The sequence below is a fragment of the Burkholderia sp. Bp8986 genome (assembly GCF_003854225.1).
GTDB lineage: Bacteria > Pseudomonadota > Gammaproteobacteria > Burkholderiales > Burkholderiaceae > Burkholderia.
The window spans coordinates 215,801-239,790 of sequence record NZ_QTQM01000003.1; the positions used below are offsets into that span (position 1 = coordinate 215,801).

Sequence of the window (23,990 nt, forward strand, 5' to 3'; positions counted from 1 at the left end):
TGTTCGATTGGTTGAAAGTGTGTTGCAGATCAGTGCGACGGGCGATCGATCGGAAACCCGTCGATTTCTTGCAGCAAGCGAACGAACCGCAGCGGGGGGAAGCCGCCCCGGGCGAAGTTGGGGGCGATGCAGCGCCGTTCTTGATGCAGGTCACGGGAGACGCCGACGCGCCGAGCCACGATGAACGTGTTCGGCCGACCGCGCCGGCCACTGCCGGCCCGCGCCTGTCGCTCGCGGCTCGGCCGCGACCATCGGAGGGCTCGTCATGGATCACGGAAAATCACACATCGTCTGGTTCGACGATCTGCGACGCGGCGACGTGGCGCGCGTCGGCGGCAAGAATGCGTCGTTGGGCGAACTGATCGCCAACCTGTCCGCACGGGGCGTGAGCGTGCCACCCGGGTTCGCTTTGACCGCGGATGCGTACTGGCGCTTCATCGATGCGAACGGGTTGAGGCAGGCCATCGGCAGCACGCTCGAAGCGTTCGGCGCACGCAAGATGTCGCTTGCCGAGGCCGGTGCGTCGATCCGGCAGGCGATCCTCCACGGAGACTGGCCCGACGACATCGCCGACGCGATCCGGGACGCGTATCGGCAACTGTGCCGCGAGGCCGGCAGCGACGACGTCGATGTCGCCGTCCGCTCGAGCGCGACCGCCGAGGATCTTCCCGACGCGAGCTTCGCGGGTCAGCAGGAAACCTACCTGAACGTGCGCGGCGAGCATGCGTTGCTCGCGGCTTGCCGACGGTGCTATGCGTCGCTGTTTACCGACCGGGCGATCGCCTACCGCGAAGAAAAGGGTTTCGATCATTTGCGCGTCGCGCTGTCGATCGGCGTGCAGCGGATGGTGCGTTCGGACCTCGGCGCGGCCGGCGTGATGTTTTCGCTCGACACGGAAACAGGATTCGACAAGGTGGTGCTGATCAACGCGGCGTGGGGGCTTGGCGAGAATGTCGTGCAGGGCACCGTGGATCCCGACGAATATGAGGTGTTCAAGCCGTTGCTCGGCGATCCGGCGTGCACGCCCGTCATCGGCAAGACGCTCGGCGGCAAGGCACGCAAGCTGATCTATGCGCGCGACGAGCATGCACCGACCCGCAACGTGCCGACCTCGAAAGCCGAGCGTGCCACCTTCGTGCTGGCGGACCGCGACATCCTGGCGCTTGCGAACTGGGCCTGCGCGATCGAGGCGCACTATGGTCAGCCGATGGACATCGAGTGGGCAAAGGACGGCGTAAGCGGAGAACTGTTCGTCGTGCAGGCACGTCCCGAAACGGTGCAGTCCCGGCGCGAGGCCAGCGCCATCAAGACCTATCGACTTGGTCGGGCCGGCCGCAAGCTGCTCACCGGCGTCAGTGTCGGCGAGGCGATCGCGGTCGGCAGCGTATGTGTGATCGACAGTCCGCGCGACATGGGGCGATTCGTCGATGGCGCGGTACTGGTGACGCGCACGACGGATCCGGACTGGGTGCCGGTGATGCGCCGCGCCGCGGCGATCGTCACCGATCATGGCGGCCGCACGTCGCATGCCGCGATCGTGAGCCGCGAACTGGGATTGCCGGCCATCGTCGGCACCGGCAATGCGACCCGCATGCTGCACGATCAGCAGGAAGTGACGGTATCGTGCGCGGAGGGCGAGGCCGGGTTCGTGTACGAAGGCATCGCGCAATACGACGTGGAGGCGATCGACCTGACCGACCTGCCGGCTACCCGTACGCAGGTCATGCTGAACCTCGCGAATCCGGCCGCGGCGTTCAGGTGGTGGCGACTGCCTGCCGACGGCGTCGGGCTCGCGCGCATGGAGTTCGTGATCAGCAACCATATCAAGGTTCACCCGATGGCGCTGGCCCACTACGATGCGCTGACGGACGCGCATGCGAAGCGCGCGATCGCTGCCCTGACGACGGGCTATGACGACCCGTCGAACTATTTCGTCGACCGGCTGGCGCATGGCCTTGCGCGTATCGCGGCGGTCTGTCATCCCGCGCCGGTGATCGTCCGCATGAGCGACTTCAAGACGAATGAGTACGCTCATCTGGTCGGCGGCGCGCAGTTCGAACCGCGGGAAGAAAACCCGATGCTCGGCTTTCGCGGTGCGTCGCGCTACTATTCGCCGCGCTATCGTGCCGGATTCGCGCTCGAATGCCGGGCCATCGCGCGGCTGCGAAACGACATGGGATTCAGGAACGTGGTCGTGATGATCCCGTTCTGCCGGACGCTCGACGAGGCGGACCGCGTGCTCGAGGTGATGGCCGCCAACGGCCTGAAGCGCGGCGATGACGGATTGCAGATCTATGTGATGTGCGAAATCCCGTCGAACGTCATCCTCGCGAGCCAGTTTGCGCAGCGCTTCGACGGCTTCTCGATCGGAAGCAACGATCTGACCCAACTGACGCTTGGCGTGGACCGCGATTCGGCGGAACTGGCCGGGTTGTTCGACGAACAGAACGCCGCCGTGAAGTGGATGATCGCCCGCGTCATCGAGTCGGCCCGCAACGCGGGAGCGAAGGTCGGCCTGTGCGGCCAGGCGCCGAGCGATCATCCGGCGTTCGCCGATTTTCTCGTGGCGTGCGGCATCGACTCGGTTTCCGTCAGCCCCGACAGCTTCATCGCGGTCAAGCGTCGCGTGGCCGCTGCGGAGCGCGCTGCGCCCGGCGAGCGTGCGGCGCCGGAATGAACGGGGTCGGATGGGCACACGACGGTCCCGCACCGGGTTGAAGGCGCATCACGCCGCGCACGAGCGCGGCCAGCCGCGTTCGGCCCGGACGAACGCCGCTTGCAGTACCGGATGCACGTCGGCGTGCCAGTGATCGCCGGTAAAGAGCCCGTAGTGGTCGCAATCGTCGATGTCGACGCGTTGCCGGGCATCCGCCGCGAGGCCGCTGCACATGGCCAGCGCGGCATGGGTCTGGCCGGCACCGGTGACGGCATCGCACTTGCCTTCGACGGTCAGCAACACGATCGAGCGCAGCGCGGCGGGCTCGACCCGCTGGCCGTGAACGTGCCACGTCCGGTTTGCCAGGCAAGCCCGCTGGAACACGATGTCGACTGTATCGAGGAAATACTCGGCGGGCATGTCGAGGAGCGTCAGGTACTCGCGCAGTGCGCGGCGTGCGGTTGCGAGTGCGTCGGCGTCGTCGCTCGACACCGCTCGTCGATAGCGATCGACCAGCGCCATGTAGCGTTGCGGGTAGGTGACCGCGATCTCGGCGCGCTGCAGATAGGCCGGAAATACCTGCCGCCCGTATCCGGCGAAGCCGTGCGGCACCGTATCGATCAGCGTGGCGCGACACCAGTCGAGAGAATGCGACCGGGCCGCGGTGCCGAGCGCACTCGGATTGATGCGGGCATCGAGCGGGCCGCCGATCAACGTCAGGCTCGCCGGCAGCGCGGCGTCGCGTTGCGCGCGCAGCGCGATGGCACCGAGCGACGGAAACGTCGCCTGACAGACGGCGACGACGTGCACCGGCCGGGTGTCCGCAAGCAGGGTATCGACGAAGCGGTCGAGCATCGACACGTATTCGTCGAGGCCGAATCGGCCCGCGTCGCACGGCACGTCGCGCGCATCGGTCCAGTCGGTGATGCAGACGTCGCCGTCGGCCAGCAGGGTCTCGACCGTCTCGCGCATCATCACGGCCGCATGGCCGGCCAGCGGCACGCAGAGCAGGATCACGCGTTGTGCACCGGCGTGCGAGAAGCGGCGCAGCGTGCAAAACGGCGTGTGCGAGACGATCGTTTCGTCGACGTCGATGCGACGGCCGTCCACGTCGATCGAATCGATGGCGAACCGTGGTGCCTCGGCATGCAGGTCGAGCAGGGGTTCGAAAAGGTCGGCGTAGCACGCCGCCGCGGCATCGGGCCAAAGACCGCACGTGAACCGCGCCGCCGCGCCCCACGTTCGCAACCATTGCCGTTGCCGTTCGATCAGGTCATACCACATGGCGGATGGGCGGAAAATCGCGGGAAAGTTGGACAAGCCTACTGTCGCCGGATTGTGCCGCGACGGGTTGACCTGCATCAGTGTCGCCCCGATCGCCGGTGCATAAGCTGGTCCATGGATCCCGGACGGATGCACGGAGTGGGCCATGGACACGTCTCGACGCATGCTCGTCGTCTTCTACTCGCGCAGTGAAACGACGGCGGCGGTTGCGCACCGGCTTGCCGCCGAGCTTGGCGCGGATTGCGAACGGCTGCGGGAAGCCGACGATCGGCGGCGGACGGGGGCCGTCGGCTTCCTGCGTTCGCTCGCGGACGTGATCCGCGATCGTGCCGCGGACCTTCGGCCAACAGCCTGTTCGCCGTCCGCATACGATGTGGTCGTGCTAGGTACGCCGGTCTGGGCGGGCCGTGCATCGACGCCGATTTCGACCTGGCTCGCGCGGCACGGGAGCGAACTGCGCGCGACCGCATTCTTTTGCACGATGGGCCTGCGCGGCGACATCACTGCATTCGGGCAGATGCAGGCGCTGGCGCGGCAAAGGCCGATCGCGACGTGCGCGATTTCCGGGCGCGATATCGGCCGCGGCCTGGCCGCTCGGAAGCTCGCCCGTTTTGCGCGTTCGATCGCCCGCCGGCTTGCCTCCGGCGAACGGCACATGCGCGCGGAGCGGGCAACGTGACGGCGCAGTCCGGGGCCAGGCGCGACTACGATCATGTGCTGGTCGGCGGCGGCATTGCCAGCGTGTCCGCGGCGCATACGTTGCGGCGCGAAGATCCGTCCGCGCGCATCGCGATCCTGTGCGGCGAACACGTGCTGCCGTATCAGAGACAGCCGCTGACAAAGGAATTTCTCGCAGGAAACCTCACCCCGGCGGCAATCGCGATACACCCGGCGGGGTTCTACGAGATGCGCAGGATCGATCTGCTTCTAGGGGCGAGGGGCGCGTCGGTCGACTGCGGCGCGCATGTCGTCAGGCTGGAGGACGGCTCCGCGATACACTACGGCAAGCTGCTGATCGCGACCGGTGCGTCGCCACGCCGTCTGGCGGTGCCGGGGGCGACGCTGGCGGGCATCGGTCACCTTCACGACCTCGACGACGCGCTCGTGCTTCGCGACAGCGCCGCCCGGCGACGACGCCTGCTCGTCGTGGGCGGAGGCTTCACGGGTTTCGAGGCGGCGGCCACGCTGCGCGGGCGCGGTCTGGAGGTCACGCTCGTCGAGCGCTGCGAGCGGCTGTTGCCGCAGCTGAATTCCGTTCGGCTATCCGATCACTTTGCCGGGTTGTGTGCGACGCGCGGCGTCGACGTTCGAACCGGAACGACGGTGGAGCGCTTCATCGGAGAGCATTCGATCGAGGCGGCCGTGCTCACCGACGGCAGCGTCATCGAATGCGACCTCGTCGTGATTGCCGTGGGCGTCGAGCCAAACTGCGGGTTTCTCGCGGGCAGTGGCATCGCGACAGTGGATGGCGTGCTTGTCGACGAATGCCTGCAATCGTCGGATCCGGACGTCCATGCGGCCGGCGACGTCGCGCGGTTTCGCGATCCGGTATTCGGCGTGCAGAGGCGTATCGAGCACTGGGACAACGCGGTGCGTCAGGGGCGCCTGGCCGCCAGGAACATGCGCGGTGCGCGCTTGCCCTATCGGGATGTATCGATTTTCTACGGAAGCGTATTCGACGTACCGTACAACTTCCTCGGCAACGCTGCTGATGCGACCGAAGTCGTCGAGCAGGGCCGATTCCCGCATGCTCCGTACTCGTTGCTCTATCTGAGACATCATGTCCTGCGTGCGATGTTCTCGATCGGTGTCCGCGCGGATGAAATGACCGCCGCCGAGGAGACGATACGCCATCGGGTCAATCTCGGCGCGCAAGTCGAGGCTGTGACGCACGACGTATCGCGGCTGTGCGAACTCCCCGCGCAAACGGTCTTGATCCTGCAGGGTGGCGGTGCGCTCGGCGCATTCGAAAGCGGAGCGATCGCCGCGCTCGAGTCGCGGGGCGTCCGTCCGGACGTGATCGCGGCCGTGTCGATCGGCGCGTTCAACGGCGCGATCGCAGCGAGCCATCCGGGGCATGCGGCCGAAGCACTCGACGCATTCTGGCGCGAGCTGTCGATCAGGAGTCCGGTGGGCGTGCCGTCGTCCGCCTATGCGGGACATGCGTTGCTCGCGTGGCATATCGCGCTGTTCGGCGTTCCGAATTTCCTTCGGCCGCACTGGTGGCCTGACGGGATTCCGCCGTCCGGCTTTGCTACGTGGTGGACGAGCTGCTACGACACGCAGCCGATGCTCGCGCTACTGCGCCGCCATGTCGATTTCGACGCCCTGGCGGGCAGCGCGACGCGCCTGCTGCTTGGAGCCGTGGACGTGGAAAGCGGGGAGCGGCGCATCTTCGACAGCTATGTCGATCGCATCACGCCCGAGCACCTGCTCGCCAGCGGTAGCCTGCCGCCCGCGATGCCGTGGACGCGTATCGACGGCCGCGCTTACTGGGACGGCGGCATCATCAGCAACTCGCCGCTCGATCTCGTGATCGAACGGTGCGGGCGGATAGCAGGGCGCGTGTTTGTTGTCGATTTGTTTTCAGGGTCGCGCCCGTTGCCATCGAACCTGATCGAGGTCATGCTGCGGCGCGACGAGATCGTCTATGCCGATCGGGTTCGTAACGACCTGCGGTTCGAGGAAAACGAGAACGACTTTCGCGATCTCGTCGAACGTATAACCTGCCAGCTTGATCCCGAAACGGCGGCCCGCATGCGACAACTCCCGGAATACATCCGACTCATGGGGAGTCGTGCGCCCGTACGGGTCTTCAGGATCGCGCTGAATGGCCTCGCCGGAGCCACGGACACTTTCGCGCGCGACTTCGATTTTTCCGATACATCGATTGCAGCGCTGTTCGAACTCGGCCGCCGCGCGGCGCTCGCAGTGCTCGCGTCCAACGCGGCGGAACCGCTCGGGGGCGCAGCCGGCCGGCCTGGTCGAGCGAGGCCACCAACGCCTTGAACGCTTCCCACTCCACGGCGGGGAACGTTTCGATCGCTCGCGTCTTCCGGATGACCTGCATCAAGAACGCTTGCCCGGCAGGAGCGGATATTGACGTTCTCGCATGTCGACCGCGATCGACATGTCCCGTGCCTTCTGCGTCTTCACGTTCATGATCCGGACACCATCATGCCCGCCTTGTTTACGAACACGTCGAATCGCCAGATCATTTCCCGTTCCGAAGCATCGGCGCTGCGCGTGTCGGCTGCCGCGCATCGCCAGCATCACCCGATCGACGCCGGCGGCGACTGGCTGCTGAGTCCCCACGAAATCGCGATCCTGATGGTGCTCGCCAGCGAGCCGCGGCGCCAGCAGGGCGACCCCGCCGACCTGCGCTGCCTCGCCGATCGCGGTCTCGTTCGACTGGATGCGGCATCGCTTGCCGAGGCGCCCGCCCGCCTGTCGCCCGACGGGCGCCGGATGGTATCGCGACTCGCCAGGCGCGATCGCGCCTGGCAGGGGCGCAATGTCGACGTAACGACCGGGTTTCGCGCGATCGCAGCGGAGACATCGGTCGCGATCGCTCACCACGCCGCGCGCTGACCTGTATCAATTCCACGCGGTGCAGCGGGAATTACCGTTGTTTTCATCGATTGCGAACAGGAGTCGATGGCCATGAAAAGCGACAGCGCGCTGAAGAAGGACGTCGAGCAGGAACTCGAGTGGGACCCGTCGATCGATGCGGTGCGCATCGGCGTCGAAGTGCACGAACGCATCGTGACGTTGACTGGGCACGTCGCCAGCTATCTGGAAAAGGTCGCGGTGCGCAAGGCCGTCGAGCGTATCGAAGGCGTGCGCGGCATCGTGCTGGAACTCGAGGTGCAAACGGACGACGGCAAGCATCGCTCGGACGAGGACGTCGCCATTGCAGCGCGCTCGCTCCTGATGTGGGATGCGGGGCTTGGCGAGCAGGCCGTGCACGTGACGGTCGAGAACGGGTGCGTGACGCTGTCGGGCGAGGTGATGTGGAGCTACCAGATGCAGGAGGCGGAGCGGGCCGTCGAGCGGCTGCGCGGCGTCACCCGGATCATCAACGAGATCCACGTCCGGCCGCATCCGACGCAATCCGACATCGCGGGCAAGATCCAGGCGGCCTTGATTCGGCATGCAACGGAAGAGGCCGCACACGTCGGCATTACCGTCCAGGACGGTTGCGTGACGTTGACGGGCCAGGTGGGCTCGCTGGGCGAACGGCGGCTTGCCTTCCATGCCGCGTGGTCGGCGCCGGGCGTGCGCAACGTGGTCGATCAACTTACGGTTGCATGATGGTTCGGGCGGCGGCGGACATCGATCGATGGTCCGCCTCGCCCCGGCCGGGAGAACGAACATGAATGCCGCGATGCTCTGTACCCGCGATGTTGCCATGTGTTCGGCACGAGCAACCGTCGTCGAGGCGGCGGAAATGATGCGCGGCGCGCACGCCGGCGATCTGATCGTCGTGCGCGAACAGGAGGGGCGATGCGTGCCGGTCGGTGTCGTGACCGATCGCGACATCGTGCTGACGGTCGTCAGCCCCGATGCGCAGGCCGGCTCGCTGTTCGTCGGTGACATCATGTCGGCGCCCGTCGCGACCGCGAACGTCGACGACGACATCTGGCTGCTCGCGAAGCGGATGCGCCAGCATGGCGTCCGTCGATTGCCGGTCGTCGGCGGCGACGGCGAACTGGTCGGCATTGTCTCGCTCGACGATCTGCTGCGCGCGGCCGCGGCGCTGCTCGACGAGTTGCGGCTCGTGGCGGCCCGCCAGCCGTATTTCGAGGAGAAGCAGCGTGGCTGATCCGGCCGGATCCAGCTTCCGTCGCGCCGCGCATGGCGCAGCGGCGGTCTCGATGCCGGTGCGATGCGCCCTTCGGGCGCGCGCGAACGCCATCGCGGCTCGCGGCGTGGCGCGACCGATGAGGGAAGCAGCTTGCGCTCGCACGGCAAGGAAAGGGGGTAATCATGACGATTTCCGGTGAATTGAACGAAGCGGACTGGACTGTGGAGATCGAAACGGTTGGCGTCGAGTCCGGCGGGTACCGCTGCCGTGTCCACGTGACGGTTCGCTCACCCGACTGCAAGTGCGAGCATGTCTTCCCGCATCACCGCGTATTCGCGACCGAGCGCGAGGCAGCGCTGGAGGGACTGCGAAGCGGAATGACATGGGTCGAAATGAAGAAATCGGACACGTTCACGTACTGACGGACGGTGTTGCTCACCGTCGTCTGCACCGCATGCGCATCGGCAAGCACGGCGACACGAACCCTGCGCGCGCGGCATGACCTGGCGCCTGCGAATGCCGCGTCGCCGGCGTCCCGCCGGGCCGCGGGCATGCGTTGATCCCGGTCAAGGCCGCGGGGCACGGCCTCAATACGATGGATCGCATCTCCGCGAAGAATGACGACCATGAACAGGCTCAGACGCGCAAGCCGCGTGCTTGTGCCGTGCGCGGCCGCATGTTGCGTGCCGACGCAGCCGGCACATGCGCAGCATGCACGCCATGTTCCCCGCCAGGATTTCCACGGGCGGGACTTTCGCCATTTCGCGCCGAGGGAGCGTACGCGGTGACAGCGCGGTCGAGGACCCGCGCGGATACTATCCGTATGTCGCGTCGTGCAATGGCGTGTGGACCGCGGTCCCGGCGAGTCCGGGACCCGCGCCGCAATGACGGAAGCGACGCTGCTCCAGATCGCAGCGGCCGGGTACCGGTTGCACGATTGCGCGCGAGCGACGCGGGAGGGCGCATGATGAACGGATCCTGGCCGGACGCTGGCATCGACGACGCGCTGCTGACGGATTGGTATGAACTGACGATGATGCAGGCCGCGTTCGATGCCGGAATGAACGACATGGCCAGCTTCGAGTTCTTCGTACGGGCGCTGCCCGAGCAGCGGGCATTCCTGATGGCGGCGGGACTGGAGCTCGTCCTCGACTATCTGGAGGGCCTGCGCTTTACGGCCGCCGGCCTTGAGCGACTGGCCGCGACCGGGCGCTTGCGAGCCGATTTCCTCGCGTCGCTCGCCGGCTTGCGCTTTACCGGTACGGTCGACGCGATGCCGGAAGGCACGGTGTTTTTCGCCGACGAACCGATCCTGCGGATCACGGCGCCGCTTCGCGAGGCGCAGTTCGTCGAGAGCCGCGTGATGAACCTGCTCCATTACGCGACGCTGGTTGCAAGCAAGGCCGCACGCGCCACGCTCGTCGCGCATGGCAGGTTGCTGGTCGATTTCGGCCTGCGGCGCGCGCATGGCGCGGAGGCGGCGATGCTGTCCGCGCGGGCCAGCTACCTGGCAGGATTCTCCGGCACGGCGACCCTGCTCGCCGGCGTGCGCTACGACATTCCCGTGTACGGCACGATGGCGCATTCATACGTCCAGGCGCACGACGACGAAGCGCTCGCGTTCGAGCATTTCGCCAGATCGCAGCCGGATAACGCGGTGCTGCTGATCGATACGTACGATACGGAGCACGCGGCGCACAAGGTCGTCGAACTGGCGCGGCGGCTTGCGCTCGACAACGTGCGCATCAAGGGCGTCCGGATCGACAGCGGCGATCTGGCGGCGCACGCGCGCAACGTGCGCGCGATTTTCGACCATGGCGGCCTGACGGACGCGACGATCTTCGCGAGCGGCAATCTCGATGAAATCCGGCTGCGGGAGCTCGTCCGGCAGCACGCGCCGATCGACGGTTTCGGAATCGGCACGCGGATGAGTACGTCGGCGGACGCACCGTGTCTCGACTGCGCGTACAAGCTCGTCGAGTATGCGGGCCGGGCGCGCTGCAAACGTTCGGAGGGCAAGGCCACGCTGCCCGGCCGCAAGCAGGTGTTCCGGCAATACGGCCCGGATGGGCGAATCGCCGCCGACAGCCTCGGACTCGACGGCGAGCGCATCGACGGAACGCCGCTGTTGCGGCCCGTCATGATCGGAGGGGCGCGACTCGCGGCCCCCACGCTCGGCGAGAGCCGCATGCACGCAATGCGCGAACTGTCCACGCTGCCCGATCCGATGCGTGCACTGGCGCCCGTCATGCCGCTGCAGCCGGCGATTTCTCCGGCGCTGGCGGCACTGGTCGCGCAGGAGAATGCCCGGCCGGACACGCACGCGGGGCAGCAAGCGGCATGAACGGTGCACGCATCCCGGCCGGCCGCGCGCCATCGCTTCTGTTGCGAGGAAGTGCGCGCGCGTCTCGTGTTCGCCGTCCTCGAACGGACGTTCCTCGTGCGCGGCGAGCGTGACGCCGAGACGGGCCGCGATCCGTTCGCCGAAGGCGCGACACGAGGCGAAGGCAAACAGGCTGAAAGGGAGTCGTTCCATGGCATGGCTACCTCGATTCATGCAGTTATCGCGCGTCGCGAATCATGACGCGCTTTGACGTGTTCAACGGTGATGCGGACGGCATCTGTTCGCTTCAGCAGCTGCGGCTCGAGATGCCGGCCGAGTCGGTGCTCGTGACGGGTCCCAAGCGCGACATCGCGCTGCTCGCGCGCGTGCCGGCCGCCCGAGGCGACATCGTCACCGTCCTGGACATTTCTCTCGACGTGAACCGCGCGGCACTCGACGCGCTGCTGGCGCGCGGGGTCGACATCGACTATTTCGATCACCACATGGCCGCCGCCGTGCCCGCTCATCCGCACCTTCGCACGCATATCGACACGGCGCCGGACACCTGTACGAGCGTCATCGTCGACCGATACCTGGCGGGCCGGCAGCGACTCTGGGCGGTGGTCGGTGCCTATGGCGACAATCTCGTCGGCGTGGCCGGCAGGCTCGCCGCCGCCTGCGGCCTGACGGATGCCGATGCCTACCGTCTGCAGGTGCTCGGCGAATCCGTCAACTACAACGGCTACGGCGATTGCCCGGACGACCTCTTCATGCCGCCGCCGGCCGTGTATGCGGCGGTGCGGCAATATGCGAACCCGCTCGAGTTCGCGAGGTCGCCCCTCGCGCGGCGGCTCGACGCCAACCGGCGACGCGATATCGCGCTTGCGGAGCGACAGCGCGCGAACATCGCGCTGCCGGGGGCGGACGTCTATATCCTCCCCGACACGCGCTGGGCGCGTCGCGTGCGCGGCGTTTTCGCCAATCGGCTCGCGCGTGGTGACGCGGCACGCGCTCACGCGGTGCTGACGTCGTCGGCCTCGGGTGGGTACACCGTCAGCGTTCGCGCGCCGGTCGCCGCACCGTACGGCGCAGATCGTCTTTGTCGCGCATTTCCGGAGGGCGGCGGCCGGGAAGGGGCGGCCGGCATCAACCGGCTCGCGCCGGAGCGCCTCGACGCGTTCGTCGAGGCGCTCGCGAACGCATACTCCGCTGCGTGAGCCGACGCAGGCGCGCTCGTCGGTGTGGTACGGCGTGGCCGGAACGGGTGTCATCGGGATGCTCCTGACCGGTGGCCGTTGCGCGGCAGGACTCGCTGCGATCGTGGCGCCGGGCAATGCAGGGCGGTTGACGCAGGTCAAGCCCGCCGGCCGCCCCACCCGGGAAGATGAACCGCCATCATCGGCGGGAGAGGCGTCGTGGAGCACCATGCTGAGGTATTGCGGGGCGGGCGCTGGACGCTGCCCGTGCCGGGCTGGCGGGACATCGTCGCGACGCTGATCGTGGTGGGTTTCCTGTTGCTGGCCGGCATCGCGGCGCACCAGATGGCCGGCCCGCTGGCGGTGGCGCAGCCCCCGGCGATTTCGCTGTCGCCCGCGGCGCTGCCCGGCTACACGCTGCGCACGGTCGCGCGCATGTTCGCGGCACTGCTCGCGTCGATCGTCTTCACGTTCGTCTACGCGACCGCGGCCGCGCGCAGCCGTCGCGCCGAGCGCGTGTTGATCCCGCTGCTCGACGTGCTGCAGTCGGTGCCGATCCTCGGCTACCTGTCGTTTACGGTGCTGTTCTTCCTGTCGCTGTTTCCGGGGCGGATCCTCGGCGCCGAGTGCGCGGCGATCTTCGCGATCTTCACCAGCCAGGCCTGGAACATGACGTTCAGCTTCTATCAGGCGCTGCGCACGGTGCCGCTCGATCTCGACGAGGCGAGCCGCAGCTTCCGGCTGTCCGCATGGCAGCGTTTCTGGCGCCTCGACGTGCCGTTCGCGATGCCGGGACTCGTCTGGAACGCGATGATGTCGATGTCGGGCGGCTGGTTTTTCGTGGTCGCGTCCGAGGCGATCGCGGTCGGCAACCTGCACGTCGACCTGCCGGGCGTCGGCGCCTACGTCGCGCAGGCGATCGCGAGCCGCGACCTCGCCGCCGTGGGCTGGGCGATCGTCGCGATGAGCGTCGCGATCGTCCTGTACGACCAGTTGCTGTTCAGGCCGCTGGTCGCATGGTCGGAACGGTTCCGCTATGGCGATGCCGCGCCCACGGTCGGGTCGCGCAGCTGGATGCTCGACCTGTTCCACCGATCGCGATGGATCGGCCGTGCGGTCGGCCCGGTCCGGGCGGTGCTGCGTCGGGCGGCGCGCGCGCGGCTGCGCGGGTTCATGCCGGCATGGCGCGGCCGGATCGCGCTGCCGCGACACACGGGCGACGTGCTCTGGTTCGCGGCGTGCGGCGCGGGATGCGCGTATGCGGTGTACGAACTGTTCCGGCTCGGACGCGCGACGCTGACCTGGACGGACCTGCGCGTCGTCGCAAGCGAAGGCGGGCTCACGTTCGTCCGCGTGACCGTGCTGGTCACCCTCGCGTCGGCGATCTGGGTGCCGATCGGCATCGCGATCGGCCTCCGGCCGGGCGTGGCCGCCCGCATCCAGCCGGTCACGCAGTTCCTCGCCGCGTTTCCGGCCAACCTGCTGTTTCCGGTCGCGGTGTTCGCGATCGTGCGCCTGCGGCTCGAACCCGACATCTGGCTGTGCCCGCTGATGATATTGGGCGCGCAATGGTACGTCCTGTTCAACGTGATCGCCGGTGCGAGCGCGTTCCCGGCCGACCTGCGCGAAGCGGCCGCCTGCTTCCGGGTGCGGCCGCCGACCTGGTGGCGTCACGTCATGCTGCCGGGCGTCCTGCCGTACTTCGTGACCGGCGCGATTACCGCGTCGGGCGGCGCATGGAACGCGAGCATCGTCGCCGAAGCGGTGAGCTGGGGCGGCACACGCCTGGATGCCGGCGGACTCGGCGCCTATATCGCGCGGATGACCGACGCCGGCGACTATCCGCGCATCGCGCTCGGCGTGGCCGCGATGTCGTTGCTCGTGATCGCGACCAATCGGCTCGTGTGGCGCCCGATGTACGCGTTCGCGGAGCGCCGCACGCGGCTCGATTGAGCCCTCGACCGATCCTTTACTCACGGGAGACCCGTGTGCCGAACCTCAGCGAATACACGGAAGGGAACGTCGCCGGCGCGGCTGCGCCGCCTTCGGACCCGGCGGCGGTCGTGCTCGAGATGCGGGCCGTATGCAAATCGTTCACGAAGCCGTCCGGCGAACCGCTGCACGTGCTGGCCGATATCGACCTCGCGCTGCACGAAGGCGAGATCCTGGGGCTGCTGGGCCGCTCCGGCTCGGGCAAGTCCACGCTGCTGAGGATCGCCGGCGGGCTCGTCAAGCCCTCGTCCGGCACGGTGGCGTATCGCGGTGCGCCGCTCGCCGGTCCGACCGACGGCATCGCGGTGGTGTTCCAGACCTTTGCGCTGTACCCGTGGCTGACCGTCATCGAAAACGTCGAGCTCGGCCTCGACGCGCTGGGCCTCGCGCCGGGCGACGCGCGCGCACGCGCGGCCGCCGCGATCGAGCTGATCGGGCTCGACGGGTTCGAATCGGCGTTTCCCCGCGAACTGTCGGGCGGCATGCGCCAGCGGGTCGGTTTCGCCCGCGCGCTCGTCAGCGAGCCCGCGCTGATGTTGATGGACGAACCGTTCTCGGCGCTCGACGTGCTGACCGCGGAAACGCTGCGCACGGATTTTCTCGACCTGTGGGACGCGCACCAGCTGTCGACCCGGTCGGTGCTGATGGTGACGCACAACATCGAGGAAGCCGTGCTCATGTGCGATCGCATCCTGGTGCTCGGCGCCGGTCCGGCGCGCATCGAGGCAACGCTGAACGTGCCGCTGCCGCGTCCGCGCAGTCGGCACGATCCGGCCGTTCAGGCGATCGCCGGCAAGATCTATGCGACGCTGACGGCACGCATCACCGACGCGACGGCAGGCCGGGAAGCGGCGGGCAGCGCGCTGGCCATGAAGCTGCCCGACGTGTCGAGCCACCATCTCGCCGGATTCGTCGACACGCTCGCTGCCGCGCCGTACGAGGGGCATGCAGAGCTCGGCACGATCGCATCGGCGCTCGCGCTCCGGGTCGACGCGCTGTATTCGACGGCGGCCGCGCTCCATCTGCTCGCGTTTGCCGAATGGCACGACCGGAGCATCCGGCTGAGTGCCGCGGGTCACGTGTTCGCGCAAAGCGACGACAACGCCCGGCGGCGTCTGTTTCGGGAGCATGTCGTCCGGTTCGTGCCGCTCGCCGGGCATATCGACGAAGTGCTGGGCGAACGCGAGGGGCACCGCGCGCCGCGCGAGCGTTTCGAGCTCGAACTCGAGGATCATCTCGATCCGCGCAGCGCCGACCAGGCGCTGAGGGTCGTGATCGACTGGGGGCGCTACGCGGGACTGTTCGACTACGACGACCATACCCGCACGTTCGGCCGCTGACCGCTCGGGCCGCATGTCGGGCGCGTGCTTGATCGGCATCAAGCGTCGCGCGGCGGGGCGTGCGACGCTGGACGAACCGTCGACGCGACCGCGTCGATCCGGCAGACAAGCTCCGCAACCCGACGTCAATGACCGTTCACGGGAGGACTGACCATGAACTGGCTTTCGGAATACTTCGCCCAGCGCACGAGCCCGCTGTCGCTTTCGCTCTGGGCTCATCCGCCGCTCGCGCTCGGGCCGGACGGCCCGATCTGTCGGGAGCCTTACCGGTTGCCGTACCCGGGTGTGGAACTCGTTTTCACGGCGGCGGAAGCGGTCGAGCGCGGCGGGAAGGTCTACACGCTGCCGGCGCGTTATGACGTCAGGGGGCTGCTTGCCGCGCGCAGCACGGCGCGCGACGAGGCCGCGTCGTTCTTCCGCGAGGTGACGATTTTCGGGCCGTCGCAGTTCAATCGCGACTTCGTGGTGACGGTCAACGGCGAATTTTCGTTCGTGCCGTCGTTCTGGCAGGACGGGTCGCCCGGTTTCTCGGGCATCTGCGTGCCCGCCGCGAGCGGTCGCGCGACAGGCGAGAGAACCGGCCCGCCGTGGCTGTTCCAGGGATATCTCAGCATCTAGGGCTCGCTCCCGCCATCGGCGGGAACAGGCGTCACGCACGCATGCCCGCGCGTTTTCGCCAGAAGGCGAGGCACACGAGCGCGCCGAGCATCCCGCCGAGGTGGGCGAAATGCGCGACGCCGCTCGTGTCGCCGCTGAGGCCGGACAGCAATTCGGTCAATGCATAGCCGGCCGCGAAGAGCCAGGCGGGCATCGGTACCGGCGGGAACAGCAGCACGACGCGCCGTTTCGGAAACAGCACGGCGTAGGCGATCAGCGCGCCGAAAACGCCGGCCGACGCACCGACGGTCGGTGCGTCGGCCGGCGGCAGGGCACGCATCACGCCGAGCTGCGCGATCGCGCCGGCCAGCACGCTCGCCAGATAGAGCGCGAGAAAGCGTGCGCGCCCGAGCACGCGTTCGACATCGCGTCCGAACATGTAGAGCCCGAACATGTTGAACGCGACATGGGCGAGACTGGCATGCAGCACGCTATAGGTCAGCAACTGCCAGACGTGGAAATCCGGTGTCGCCGGCGCGCCCGATGGGGCGGGCGGCCATAGCGCGAACAGGTCGATGAGCACCGGCCAGCCGCTCGCCTCGGCGATGAACACGGCGAAGTTCACCAGAATCAGTGCGTAGGTCATGGCGACGGAATCCGCGGGACGGAGGTGGCGTTGGCGGCCAGCGGTACGGCCGGCATCGAACGTCACGACATACCGTCACGTTAGCGGTGGCACATGCGCGGCCGTTGAGGCAGATCATGGATGGCCGCCGCCTCGCCGTCCGCGCCTCGTCGGCCCGACGGCGTACGGCACATTGACGTGCGTCAAGCCCGCCCAGGGCGCCGCGCTTACCCTGAACTCGGGAAACATGCGTCGCCGCGAGGCGGCGCGCATGCGTATCGTCCACGCAAAGGGCAACGGGAGCTTCATCATGCACATTGGAAGAATCAGTACCCGACCGGTCGAATCGTGCACGGTCGAATGCAGTGCGTTCGAACTGGCCGATCGCATGCGGCACGCGCATGTCGGCGACATCGTCGTGATCGAGTACCGTGATGGCGAAGCCATTCCGATCGGCCTGGTCACCGACCGCGACCTGGTGATCGAGGTGATGGCCCGCGGCGACGATCCGGGCGACGTGACGGCCGGCCAGATCATGTCGCGGGGTCTCGTCGTCGTGTCCGACACGGACGAGATCGGCGTCGCGCTCGATGAGATGCGCCGGTCGGGCATTCGGAGACTGCCGGTCGTCGACGATGCAGGCCGCCTCGTCGGCATCGTGACGCTCGACGATATCGTCGGGCATCTCGCGGGGCTGCTCGGCAGCGTCGCGGAAGTCGGCAAGCTGCAGCAGATCGAGGAGCAGCGTTTCCGCGCGTGACGCCGCGGGGCCGGCGCCCGGCGCGGGCCGGGCCGCTTGTCCGAGGGATTCGCGCCGCGCGCCTACGCGTGCAGCGCGGCGCGCAACGGCGCCCAGAACGCGCCGCTTTCATACGCGACGGCATCGCAATCGGTGTCGAAACGAATCGCGATCGCTGCTTCGGCTTCGGTCAGCGGATCGGCATGCTCGATCTGCCGGGCCAGCACGGCGGTGTCGGCATCGGAGGCATCGCGTCCGCGTGCCGCCCGGGCAGCGACGCGCGCGGCGAGCGTCGCCCGGCTCGCGGTGAAATCGAGCATCGCGACGCGCACGCCGAGCCGTGCGGCGAGCGCGATGAACGCCGCCCGGTTGCACCGGCGCAGGAACGTCGCGTCGACGATTGCCGTGTAGCCGCTGTCGATGACCACGCGCGCCTCCGAAAGCAGGCGATCGTAGATCTCGTCGATCGCCGTGTCCGAATAGGCAACGGAGGGCAGGCGGGTGTCGGCCGATGCCCCGGCCAGGCGCTTGCGCTCGACGTCGCTGGACAAGCGGATGGCGCCGAGCCGCTCGGCCAGCGCACGGCTCGCCAGCGACTTGCCCGAACCGGAAACCCCGTGACACAGGAGCAGCGCAGGTTGCGCATCGCGTCGCGCACCGGCCATCGCCGACGCAATGCGCAGATAGCGGGCGCGTGCCGCCGCGTCGCCGCGCAGCCGGGCGGTCAGCGCGCGCACCAGCGCACGGTAGACGAAGTAGCACGGCAGCACGCCCAGTGCCGCGTGGTCGCCCGTGCGGGCCAGCCAGCCGGAAAGGAGGCGGTGGGCGCAATCCTCGCGTCCGTGGGCGGAGAAATCCATCAGCGCGAACGCGAGATCGCTCGCCACGTCGATCCAGCGCAGCGCGTCGTCGAATTCGACGCAGTCGAACATCAGGATCCGGTTCCGCCAGCGCACGATGTTCTCGAGATGCAGGTCGCCGTGGCACGCGCGCACGAAACCGCGCGCATGCCGATCGGCGAGCCGCGGTGCGATGCCGGCCAGTTCGGCTTCGTACCAGGCGCGCAGCGCGGCTTCGTCCGGTACCGTGACGTCGAGCGTGTCGAGCAACGGCCGGCATTGGGCCGCGACGCTCGCCGCGCTGCCGGGATGGCCGCGCGGCGCACGGCGCGGCGCGTGCAGATGATGGTGGGCCAGCGTATCCGCGAGGGCCTCCGCATCCGCCAGACCGTCGTCGCGCGATGCGCTGCGAACCGACAACATCGCCTGCGCGTCGAACCGGCGCATGCGCACCACGTACTCGCCCGGCACTGTCTGCTGCCGGCGCCGGCGCCCGCCGGTCGGCACCGGTGCGGCGAACGCGCATCGCCGGCCGTGCGGGACGAGCGGCCAGACACCGAGGTACAGCGGGCCGGCGAACGGCCGATTGAGCGTGCACTCCGCGAGCGCGCAGCGGCGCCGCTGTGCAGGCCGCGTGAGATCGACGAAGGTGAAGTGCACCGGCTTGATGCGCTTGTACGCATAGCGCCCGGCCAGATAAACGACGGACAGATGGGTTTCGATCCGCTCGATCCGGCCCGCGGGGTGGGGATAGGTGTTTGGCCGGCTCAACGCGCGATCGAATTGTCTCGACTTTCGTCGTGCATTTCCGCGACTCAGCGCGAATGGAATATGCGGCGCTCGGGACATGATGAACGGATCGGTTATACGGGGCGCGCGTACGCGTTGCCGCGCCCGGCGGGTTGGATTCGAAACGAGTATGCGCGTTCTCGTTCGCCCGATGTCGCCGGATCCGGCTGGCAGGCCCGGAATTGCCGACGCGACGAACCCTATTGCAGCCGACCACGGCGTATCGCGACTTGATGCCGGTCAAGCCGGACGCCCGACAGACGCGCGAGCAGACGCTTGACGCAGGTCAACCGCATTCGCCGGGGCGGCAATACAGTCGGTTCCAGCGCCCGCGCAAAGCGGCGCGTGACCGTATGCGGAATTCATGGCCGGACGAGGCATTGACGATGAAACGACGGGCATTGGCGATGAGTGTGCTCCTCGCGCTGGGTGCGTGTGCCGGGGCGGAGCGAACCGGGACATTCAGGACGATGGAAACACGACTGCTCGAGATGCGTCAGGCCGCCGCGCTGCAGTGTTCGACGCCGTCCGAGTGCGACCGGGCGTGGAGCCGCACGCGGCGCTACGTCCAGGATCATTCGTCGACCCGAATCACGAGATTCAGTGCGGACCGGATCGAGACGGCGCAACCGTATGTGGCCGGAGAAGTCTATCTCTGGGCGTCGCGCGCGGAATCGGGTGGCGGTGTCTCGGTAATCCGGCTCAAGGCGATGTGCAAGGGCATGTATGACAGCAACGGCGGCCCGGGATGGCAATACGATGCGTGCGCCAGGAAGATCCTTGAAATCGAGCAAGGCTTCCGGTCGGACGAAAACCCGCCGGGCTAGCGGCGGATGCCGTCGGTCCTCGGCAATGCGGCGCCTCGCCTCCCGGTCGGCCGGATGCCGGCCAGCGGCCGCCAGTTTCTTCTCGTGCCGGTTTCGCAACGGCTCCAAACCGTTGACCTCGGTCAACGCCTGCTCGCGGCGAGCACCGATGATGGAAGCGAATCCGAACGCCGCCGGCGCGTCGGTTCATCAGCGAGGTTCGCATGTACACGAATATCATGGTCGCCACGGACGGCAGTCCTTCGGCGCATCGGGCGCTCGAAGAAGGTCTCAGGATGGCCGGGTTGTGCGGCGCCCGCCTGTTCGCCGTGTTCGCCATCGACAAGTCCACGCTGTTCGCCTACGGCGGCCGCATGGAGCCGGAAGCCTTGCTCGACGAGATCCGTAGCCACGGCGCCGCGATCCTGCGAGACGCCGACCGGACGATCTCGCGCGCGGCAGTCAACGGCGAGACGGACATCATCGAGACCGATTTCGGCGAGGACGTCGCGGCGCGCCTGCAGCGCTACGTCGTCGATCATTCGATCGATCTGGCCGTGATCGGCACGCACGGTCGGCGCGGGGTCCGACGGCTGGTACTCGGCAGCGTCGCCGAAACTTTCCTCCGCGCATCGAGTTGCCCGGTCCTGCTCGTGCGCGGTGAGGATGCCGCGCCCGCGACGGTTGTGGCGGCCTAGTGTTGCTGTCGGCCAGTGTGCTAGCTGCACAGGTGATCATCATGCAGATATCGTTTCCTTCCGAACATCCGACGTATTGCGACCTTGATTCCGCGCTGAGCTTTCCGGCACTCGTCGAAGGCCGCCGCGTGCGCTGCGCGATCACCTCGGCCGCGCTGGAAGATCACTTCCGCGCGGCGTCGCCTCGCGAGCAGGATCTCGTCGACGCCTTTGCGCGCCATCGTCCCGCCATCGAGCGCGCTGCCCGCTGCCTGCTCGAAGAAATCGGCGGACGGCCGATCCTGCTTCACAGCGGCTATTTCCGCTTCTGTACGTAATCGGCCGCCGCCCTTGACGCGCATCAAGCGCGTGCCGGGGCGGGAGGGTACGCTGGATTTCGAAAGATCATTCGTCCCATGCGCGGCATGTGCTGTCGCGCCCTCCGATCTTCATTGCGGCCGCTGCTGTCGGGACGAGAGCGCCGGCCGTATGTCACCGCATCAGGAGTACGAACCATGAGCAACATGACGCGTTACGATCCGTTTTCGATCGAACCCGTATCCGACCTGTTCCAGGGGCTGTTCAGGCCGCTGCGCGGCATGGCGCTGGCAGACCAGCCCGATCTTGCATCGATGAAGATCGACGTCACCGAAAACGACAAGGCGTATACCGTCAACGCGGAGCTGCCCGGCATCGCCAAGGACGATATCGACGTCCAGGTGACGGGCAATACCGTATCGATCCATGCGAAGGTCGAGCGCAACAACGAGCAGAAGGACGGCGAGCGCGTGATCCGTCGCGAGCGCTACAGCGGTGCGATCAGCCGCTCGTTCTCGCTGTCGGGCGACATCGACGACGCCAGCGCGACGGCGACGTATCAGGATGGCGTGCTGTCGCTGACGCTGCCGAAGAAGGCGCCGGTCGGGCAGAAGAAACTCACGATCAGCTGATCGGACGACGGGCAACGGGCGATGCAGGCACGCGTCGCCCATCGGGTGGATCCGGCGCGCGGAGCGATCCGCGCGCCGCTTCGTTGGTGCGACCGAATCTGCCCTCACGCATGCGATGGCGTACTGCCGGGCCGGTAGCCGACCGTCTGCGCGAGGATCGGCAGCTCGTCCTCGTTCAGCCGCAACGCGTCGGCGAGCGTGCGGTGATTGATCCAGCCGCGCACGACCGTTCCGAGGCCGGCCGCCGCGCAGTACAGCGAGACGTTCTGTGCGATGGCGCCGGCCGCGATCGCCGAGAACACGTCGCGCTGCTGCGGCGGCATGTCGAGTATCGCGGCCGTCCGGACGACGTAGACGAGATCCAGCGGCGCGCGGCCGACGAAGTCCTGATAGCCCGTGAGGTTGCGCGCATCGACCGCGTGTTTCAGCACGAGCCGATGCGCGGGCGCATCGTAGCGATAGACGCCGTAAGGCAGCGCGACGTAGATGTCGATTTCATTGAATGCGTGCGCGGACGGTGCCGTACGACCGCCGCTCGCCGGGCGGTTGATGCCGTCGGCCGCCCACAGCATCGTGCCGAGCGTCATCGGCGGGAGCGGTGTGGCGGCGAATTCGCGGGAGCTCATTCGGGTCGCGAGCGCCGCCATCAGCGGCACGTCGCTGTCGAGCATCGGGCGCGGCAGGTCGACGATCGCCGGCGACTCGCCCTCGGGCGATGCCGGCTGCATCACGGGCGCCGGCGAATAGGCCAACAGCTGCTGTTCGGTCATGCGAGTCTCCTTGAAGCGTGATTGCGCGTGCCTGGAACGTCGCGCCTCGGCGATTTCACGATAAGACGGCCGGGCCGTAGCGGCTTGACTTCCGTCAAGCGGCGCACCCGCCGGCCACGACGTGCGGCGCGCGGCATACGTTGACCTGCATCAGCGATCGGGCGCCGCACGTGTGCAAATCTGGCTACGTGCGGCGGACAGGCACGCCGCGGCTCACAGGAGAGCAGACGATGAAAACCGACAAGCAGTTGAAGCAGGATGTCCAGGACGAACTGGAGTCCGACCCGTCGATCGATTCGACACGCATCGGCGTCGAGGTGACCGACCGGATCGTGACGCTTTCGGGGCACCCGCCGAGCTATGCGGAGAAGCTGGCGATCGAGCGCGCGGCGAACCGCGTGGCCGGCGTCAAGGCGCTCGTCGTCGACATGACCGTGCATCTGCCGGACGACGACGTGCGCACCGACGAGGACATCGCGAAAGCGGTGCGATCGGTGCTGCACTGGACGGTCGGGCTGCATGACGACGCGGTCAAGGTGCAGGTCGAGCGCGGCTGGATCACGTTGTCCGGCAAGGTCGACTGGGCATACCAGAGCCATCTGGCCGTGCGCGCGATCTCGCAGATGCGCAGCGTGACGGGCGTGACCGACCACATCGCGGTACAGGGGACGGTCGGTGCGGACGACATCGGCGGGAACATCAAGCGCGCGATCATGCGTCACGCGGAGCGCGAGGCGAAGCATATCGCGATCGACGTGCACGACGGCACCGTGCGGCTATCCGGCAAGGTCGGCTCGTTCTCCGAACGCAAGGCCGTGCGCGGTGCCGCGTGGTCCGCGCGCGGCGTGCGTGCCGTCGTCGACGACCTGGTGGTCGAGTAAGTCCGGCAGGCGCAGGCGCGATCCGCGGCGATCCAGGAGGGTGGCCGGATGACACTTTCAGGCGAACTTCACGAAACGGACTGGTCGGTCGCGATCGAGACGGTCGCGGCCGAAACGGGCGGCTTCCGCTGCCGGATCCACGTCACGCTCGAATCGCCGGACGGCATGTGCGAGCGGACGTTCGCGCACTGCAGGACGCATGCGACCGAGCGCGAAGCCGCGATCGACGCGCTGCGCGCCGGGATGACGTGGATCGAGATGAAGAAGTCGAATACCTTCACGGTCTGAACCGGTGGGGGGGGGGCGGGTCGACGAAGGCGTCGGTCACGTCGCGCGCTGCGCGCAGCCGCGCAGCGACGGGGGCCGTCGCACCGGCGACCGATACCGAGGCGCGACGCCACGACGCCGGGTATCACTCCACCTTGAGCGCGGAAAGCTGCAGCGCCTGGGCGAAGCGGGCCAGTGTGGCGATCGATCCCGTCACGCTTTCGTAGCGCTCGCGCCCGATCTGTCCGTCGAGTGTCACCAGCATGCCGGCGTCCCGGGCGAGCGCGACGAGTGCCAGCGTGTCGAGCGCGGCCGTGCCGGATGCGTCGGACGTGTCGGATGCGGCGGCCCGCATCCCCGAATCGGAACGATAGTCGGCGTGTGACATGACGGCTCTCCTGGTTGTTGTGCGATCGGCTTGCCGGTCGGCCGGTATCCGTGATTTCAGTATC

At 67.8% G+C, this 23,990-nt stretch carries 25 protein-coding genes; 20 read left to right on the forward strand and 5 right to left on the reverse strand.

Features of this window, described 5'->3' with window-relative positions; translation table 11 throughout:
- The first annotated feature begins 265 nt into the window (after positions 1–265).
- The gene (gene ppsA / locus DID99_RS04895) at positions 266–2,677 is read left to right on the forward strand and encodes a phosphoenolpyruvate synthase (protein WP_124666196.1); all 2,412 of its coding nucleotides are present in this window, start codon (positions 266–268) and stop codon (positions 2,675–2,677) included.
- Between the two features lie 48 nt (positions 2,678–2,725).
- Here ppsA and phaZ read toward each other — a convergent pair whose 3' ends face one another.
- Positions 2,726–3,940: a polyhydroxyalkanoate depolymerase gene (gene phaZ, locus DID99_RS04900; protein ID WP_124666197.1), complete on the reverse strand. Its 1,215-nt coding sequence runs from the start codon at positions 3,938–3,940 to the stop codon at positions 2,726–2,728.
- A gap of 163 nt (positions 3,941–4,103) precedes the next feature.
- Between phaZ and DID99_RS04905 the strand changes: the two genes are divergently transcribed.
- From DID99_RS04905 to DID99_RS04965, 12 genes are all read left to right on the forward strand, one after another.
- Entirely contained in the window at positions 4,104–4,619 is a 516-nt protein-coding gene (locus DID99_RS04905) for a flavodoxin domain-containing protein (RefSeq protein ID WP_260427850.1), read from the forward strand.
- Positions 4,616–6,949: an FAD-dependent oxidoreductase gene (locus tag DID99_RS04910; protein ID WP_124666198.1), complete on the forward strand. Its 2,334-nt coding sequence runs from the start codon at positions 4,616–4,618 to the stop codon at positions 6,947–6,949. Before DID99_RS04905 ends, DID99_RS04910 begins: the two co-directional genes overlap by 4 nt.
- Before the next feature lie 168 nt (positions 6,950–7,117).
- Complete coding sequence (locus DID99_RS04915; protein WP_124666199.1) at positions 7,118–7,531, forward strand: hypothetical protein; 414 nt, start codon at positions 7,118–7,120, stop codon at positions 7,529–7,531.
- Positions 7,532–7,603: 72 nt separating this feature from the next.
- A complete protein-coding gene (locus tag DID99_RS04920) occupies positions 7,604–8,254 on the forward strand; it encodes a BON domain-containing protein (protein WP_124528591.1) in 651 nt (216 codons plus the stop codon).
- 61 nt (positions 8,255–8,315) lie between these two features.
- Positions 8,316–8,765: a CBS domain-containing protein gene (locus DID99_RS04925; protein WP_124519754.1), complete on the forward strand. Its 450-nt coding sequence runs from the start codon at positions 8,316–8,318 to the stop codon at positions 8,763–8,765.
- Between the two features lie 164 nt (positions 8,766–8,929).
- Positions 8,930–9,169: a hypothetical protein gene (locus DID99_RS04930; RefSeq protein WP_124519755.1), complete on the forward strand. Its 240-nt coding sequence runs from the start codon at positions 8,930–8,932 to the stop codon at positions 9,167–9,169.
- Positions 9,170–9,714: 545 nt separating this feature from the next.
- The gene (locus DID99_RS04940; RefSeq protein WP_124666261.1) at positions 9,715–11,091 is read left to right on the forward strand and encodes a nicotinate phosphoribosyltransferase; all 1,377 of its coding nucleotides are present in this window, start codon (positions 9,715–9,717) and stop codon (positions 11,089–11,091) included.
- Between the two features lie 66 nt (positions 11,092–11,157).
- A complete protein-coding gene (locus DID99_RS38430) occupies positions 11,158–11,331 on the forward strand; it encodes a hypothetical protein (RefSeq protein WP_185733730.1) in 174 nt (57 codons plus the stop codon).
- Entirely contained in the window at positions 11,328–12,287 is a 960-nt protein-coding gene (locus DID99_RS04950) for an acetyltransferase (RefSeq protein ID WP_124666200.1), read from the forward strand. Before DID99_RS38430 ends, DID99_RS04950 begins: the two co-directional genes overlap by 4 nt.
- A 198-nt stretch (positions 12,288–12,485) precedes the next feature.
- Positions 12,486–14,219 (forward strand): ABC transporter permease subunit, encoded by a 1,734-nt coding sequence (locus DID99_RS04955; RefSeq protein WP_124666201.1) that lies wholly within the window; start codon positions 12,486–12,488, stop codon positions 14,217–14,219.
- 119 nt (positions 14,220–14,338) lie between these two features.
- On the forward strand, positions 14,339–15,598 hold the full coding sequence (locus DID99_RS04960) for a nitrate/sulfonate/bicarbonate ABC transporter ATP-binding protein (protein WP_185715738.1): 1,260 nt from the start codon (positions 14,339–14,341) through the stop codon (positions 15,596–15,598).
- A 153-nt stretch (positions 15,599–15,751) separates the two neighbouring features.
- A complete protein-coding gene (locus tag DID99_RS04965) occupies positions 15,752–16,216 on the forward strand; it encodes a hypothetical protein (protein ID WP_124519759.1) in 465 nt (154 codons plus the stop codon).
- Positions 16,217–16,247: 31 nt separating this feature from the next.
- Here the strand turns inward: DID99_RS04965 and DID99_RS04970 are convergent, their stop codons facing one another.
- On the reverse strand, positions 16,248–16,841 hold the full coding sequence (locus DID99_RS04970) for a rhomboid family intramembrane serine protease (RefSeq protein ID WP_124666203.1): 594 nt from the start codon (positions 16,839–16,841) through the stop codon (positions 16,248–16,250).
- A gap of 289 nt (positions 16,842–17,130) precedes the next feature.
- On the opposite strand from DID99_RS04970, the gene DID99_RS04975 reads away from it, so the two are divergent.
- Entirely contained in the window at positions 17,131–17,580 is a 450-nt protein-coding gene (locus DID99_RS04975) for a CBS domain-containing protein (protein WP_124519761.1), read from the forward strand.
- Positions 17,581–17,642: 62 nt separating this feature from the next.
- Here the strand turns inward: DID99_RS04975 and DID99_RS04980 are convergent, their stop codons facing one another.
- Positions 17,643–19,247: a bifunctional aminoglycoside phosphotransferase/ATP-binding protein gene (locus DID99_RS04980; RefSeq protein ID WP_124666204.1), complete on the reverse strand. Its 1,605-nt coding sequence runs from the start codon at positions 19,245–19,247 to the stop codon at positions 17,643–17,645.
- A gap of 143 nt (positions 19,248–19,390) precedes the next feature.
- Here DID99_RS04980 and DID99_RS04985 point away from each other — a divergent pair, with 143 nt between their 5' ends.
- From DID99_RS04985 to DID99_RS05000, 4 genes are all read left to right on the forward strand, one after another.
- Positions 19,391–20,014 (forward strand): hypothetical protein, encoded by a 624-nt coding sequence (locus tag DID99_RS04985; RefSeq protein ID WP_260444545.1) that lies wholly within the window; start codon positions 19,391–19,393, stop codon positions 20,012–20,014.
- Between the two features lie 203 nt (positions 20,015–20,217).
- Entirely contained in the window at positions 20,218–20,691 is a 474-nt protein-coding gene (locus DID99_RS04990) for a universal stress protein (protein ID WP_124666205.1), read from the forward strand.
- Between the two features lie 41 nt (positions 20,692–20,732).
- Positions 20,733–21,008, forward strand: coding sequence for a DUF1488 domain-containing protein (locus DID99_RS04995; RefSeq protein WP_124519765.1), 276 nt, complete (start codon positions 20,733–20,735; stop codon positions 21,006–21,008).
- Positions 21,009–21,185: 177 nt separating this feature from the next.
- The gene (locus DID99_RS05000) at positions 21,186–21,620 is read left to right on the forward strand and encodes an Hsp20/alpha crystallin family protein (protein ID WP_124666206.1); all 435 of its coding nucleotides are present in this window, start codon (positions 21,186–21,188) and stop codon (positions 21,618–21,620) included.
- A gap of 104 nt (positions 21,621–21,724) precedes the next feature.
- Here the strand turns inward: DID99_RS05000 and DID99_RS05005 are convergent, their stop codons facing one another.
- Complete coding sequence (locus tag DID99_RS05005; RefSeq protein WP_124528579.1) at positions 21,725–22,390, reverse strand: nitroreductase family protein; 666 nt, start codon at positions 22,388–22,390, stop codon at positions 21,725–21,727.
- 230 nt (positions 22,391–22,620) lie between these two features.
- Here DID99_RS05005 and DID99_RS05010 point away from each other — a divergent pair, with 230 nt between their 5' ends.
- Both DID99_RS05010 and DID99_RS05015 read left to right on the forward strand, forming a co-directional pair.
- The gene (locus DID99_RS05010) at positions 22,621–23,271 is read left to right on the forward strand and encodes a BON domain-containing protein (protein ID WP_059452433.1); all 651 of its coding nucleotides are present in this window, start codon (positions 22,621–22,623) and stop codon (positions 23,269–23,271) included.
- 48 nt (positions 23,272–23,319) lie between these two features.
- Positions 23,320–23,559 carry a hypothetical protein gene (locus DID99_RS05015; RefSeq protein WP_124519768.1) on the forward strand — a complete coding sequence of 80 codons (240 nt, stop codon included), beginning with the start codon at positions 23,320–23,322 and terminating at the stop codon, positions 23,557–23,559.
- Positions 23,560–23,683: 124 nt separating this feature from the next.
- On the opposite strand, the gene DID99_RS05020 is transcribed toward DID99_RS05015, so the two are convergent.
- Positions 23,684–23,926 (reverse strand): hypothetical protein, encoded by a 243-nt coding sequence (locus DID99_RS05020; RefSeq protein WP_124519769.1) that lies wholly within the window; start codon positions 23,924–23,926, stop codon positions 23,684–23,686.
- Between the last annotated feature and the right edge of the window lie 64 nt (positions 23,927–23,990).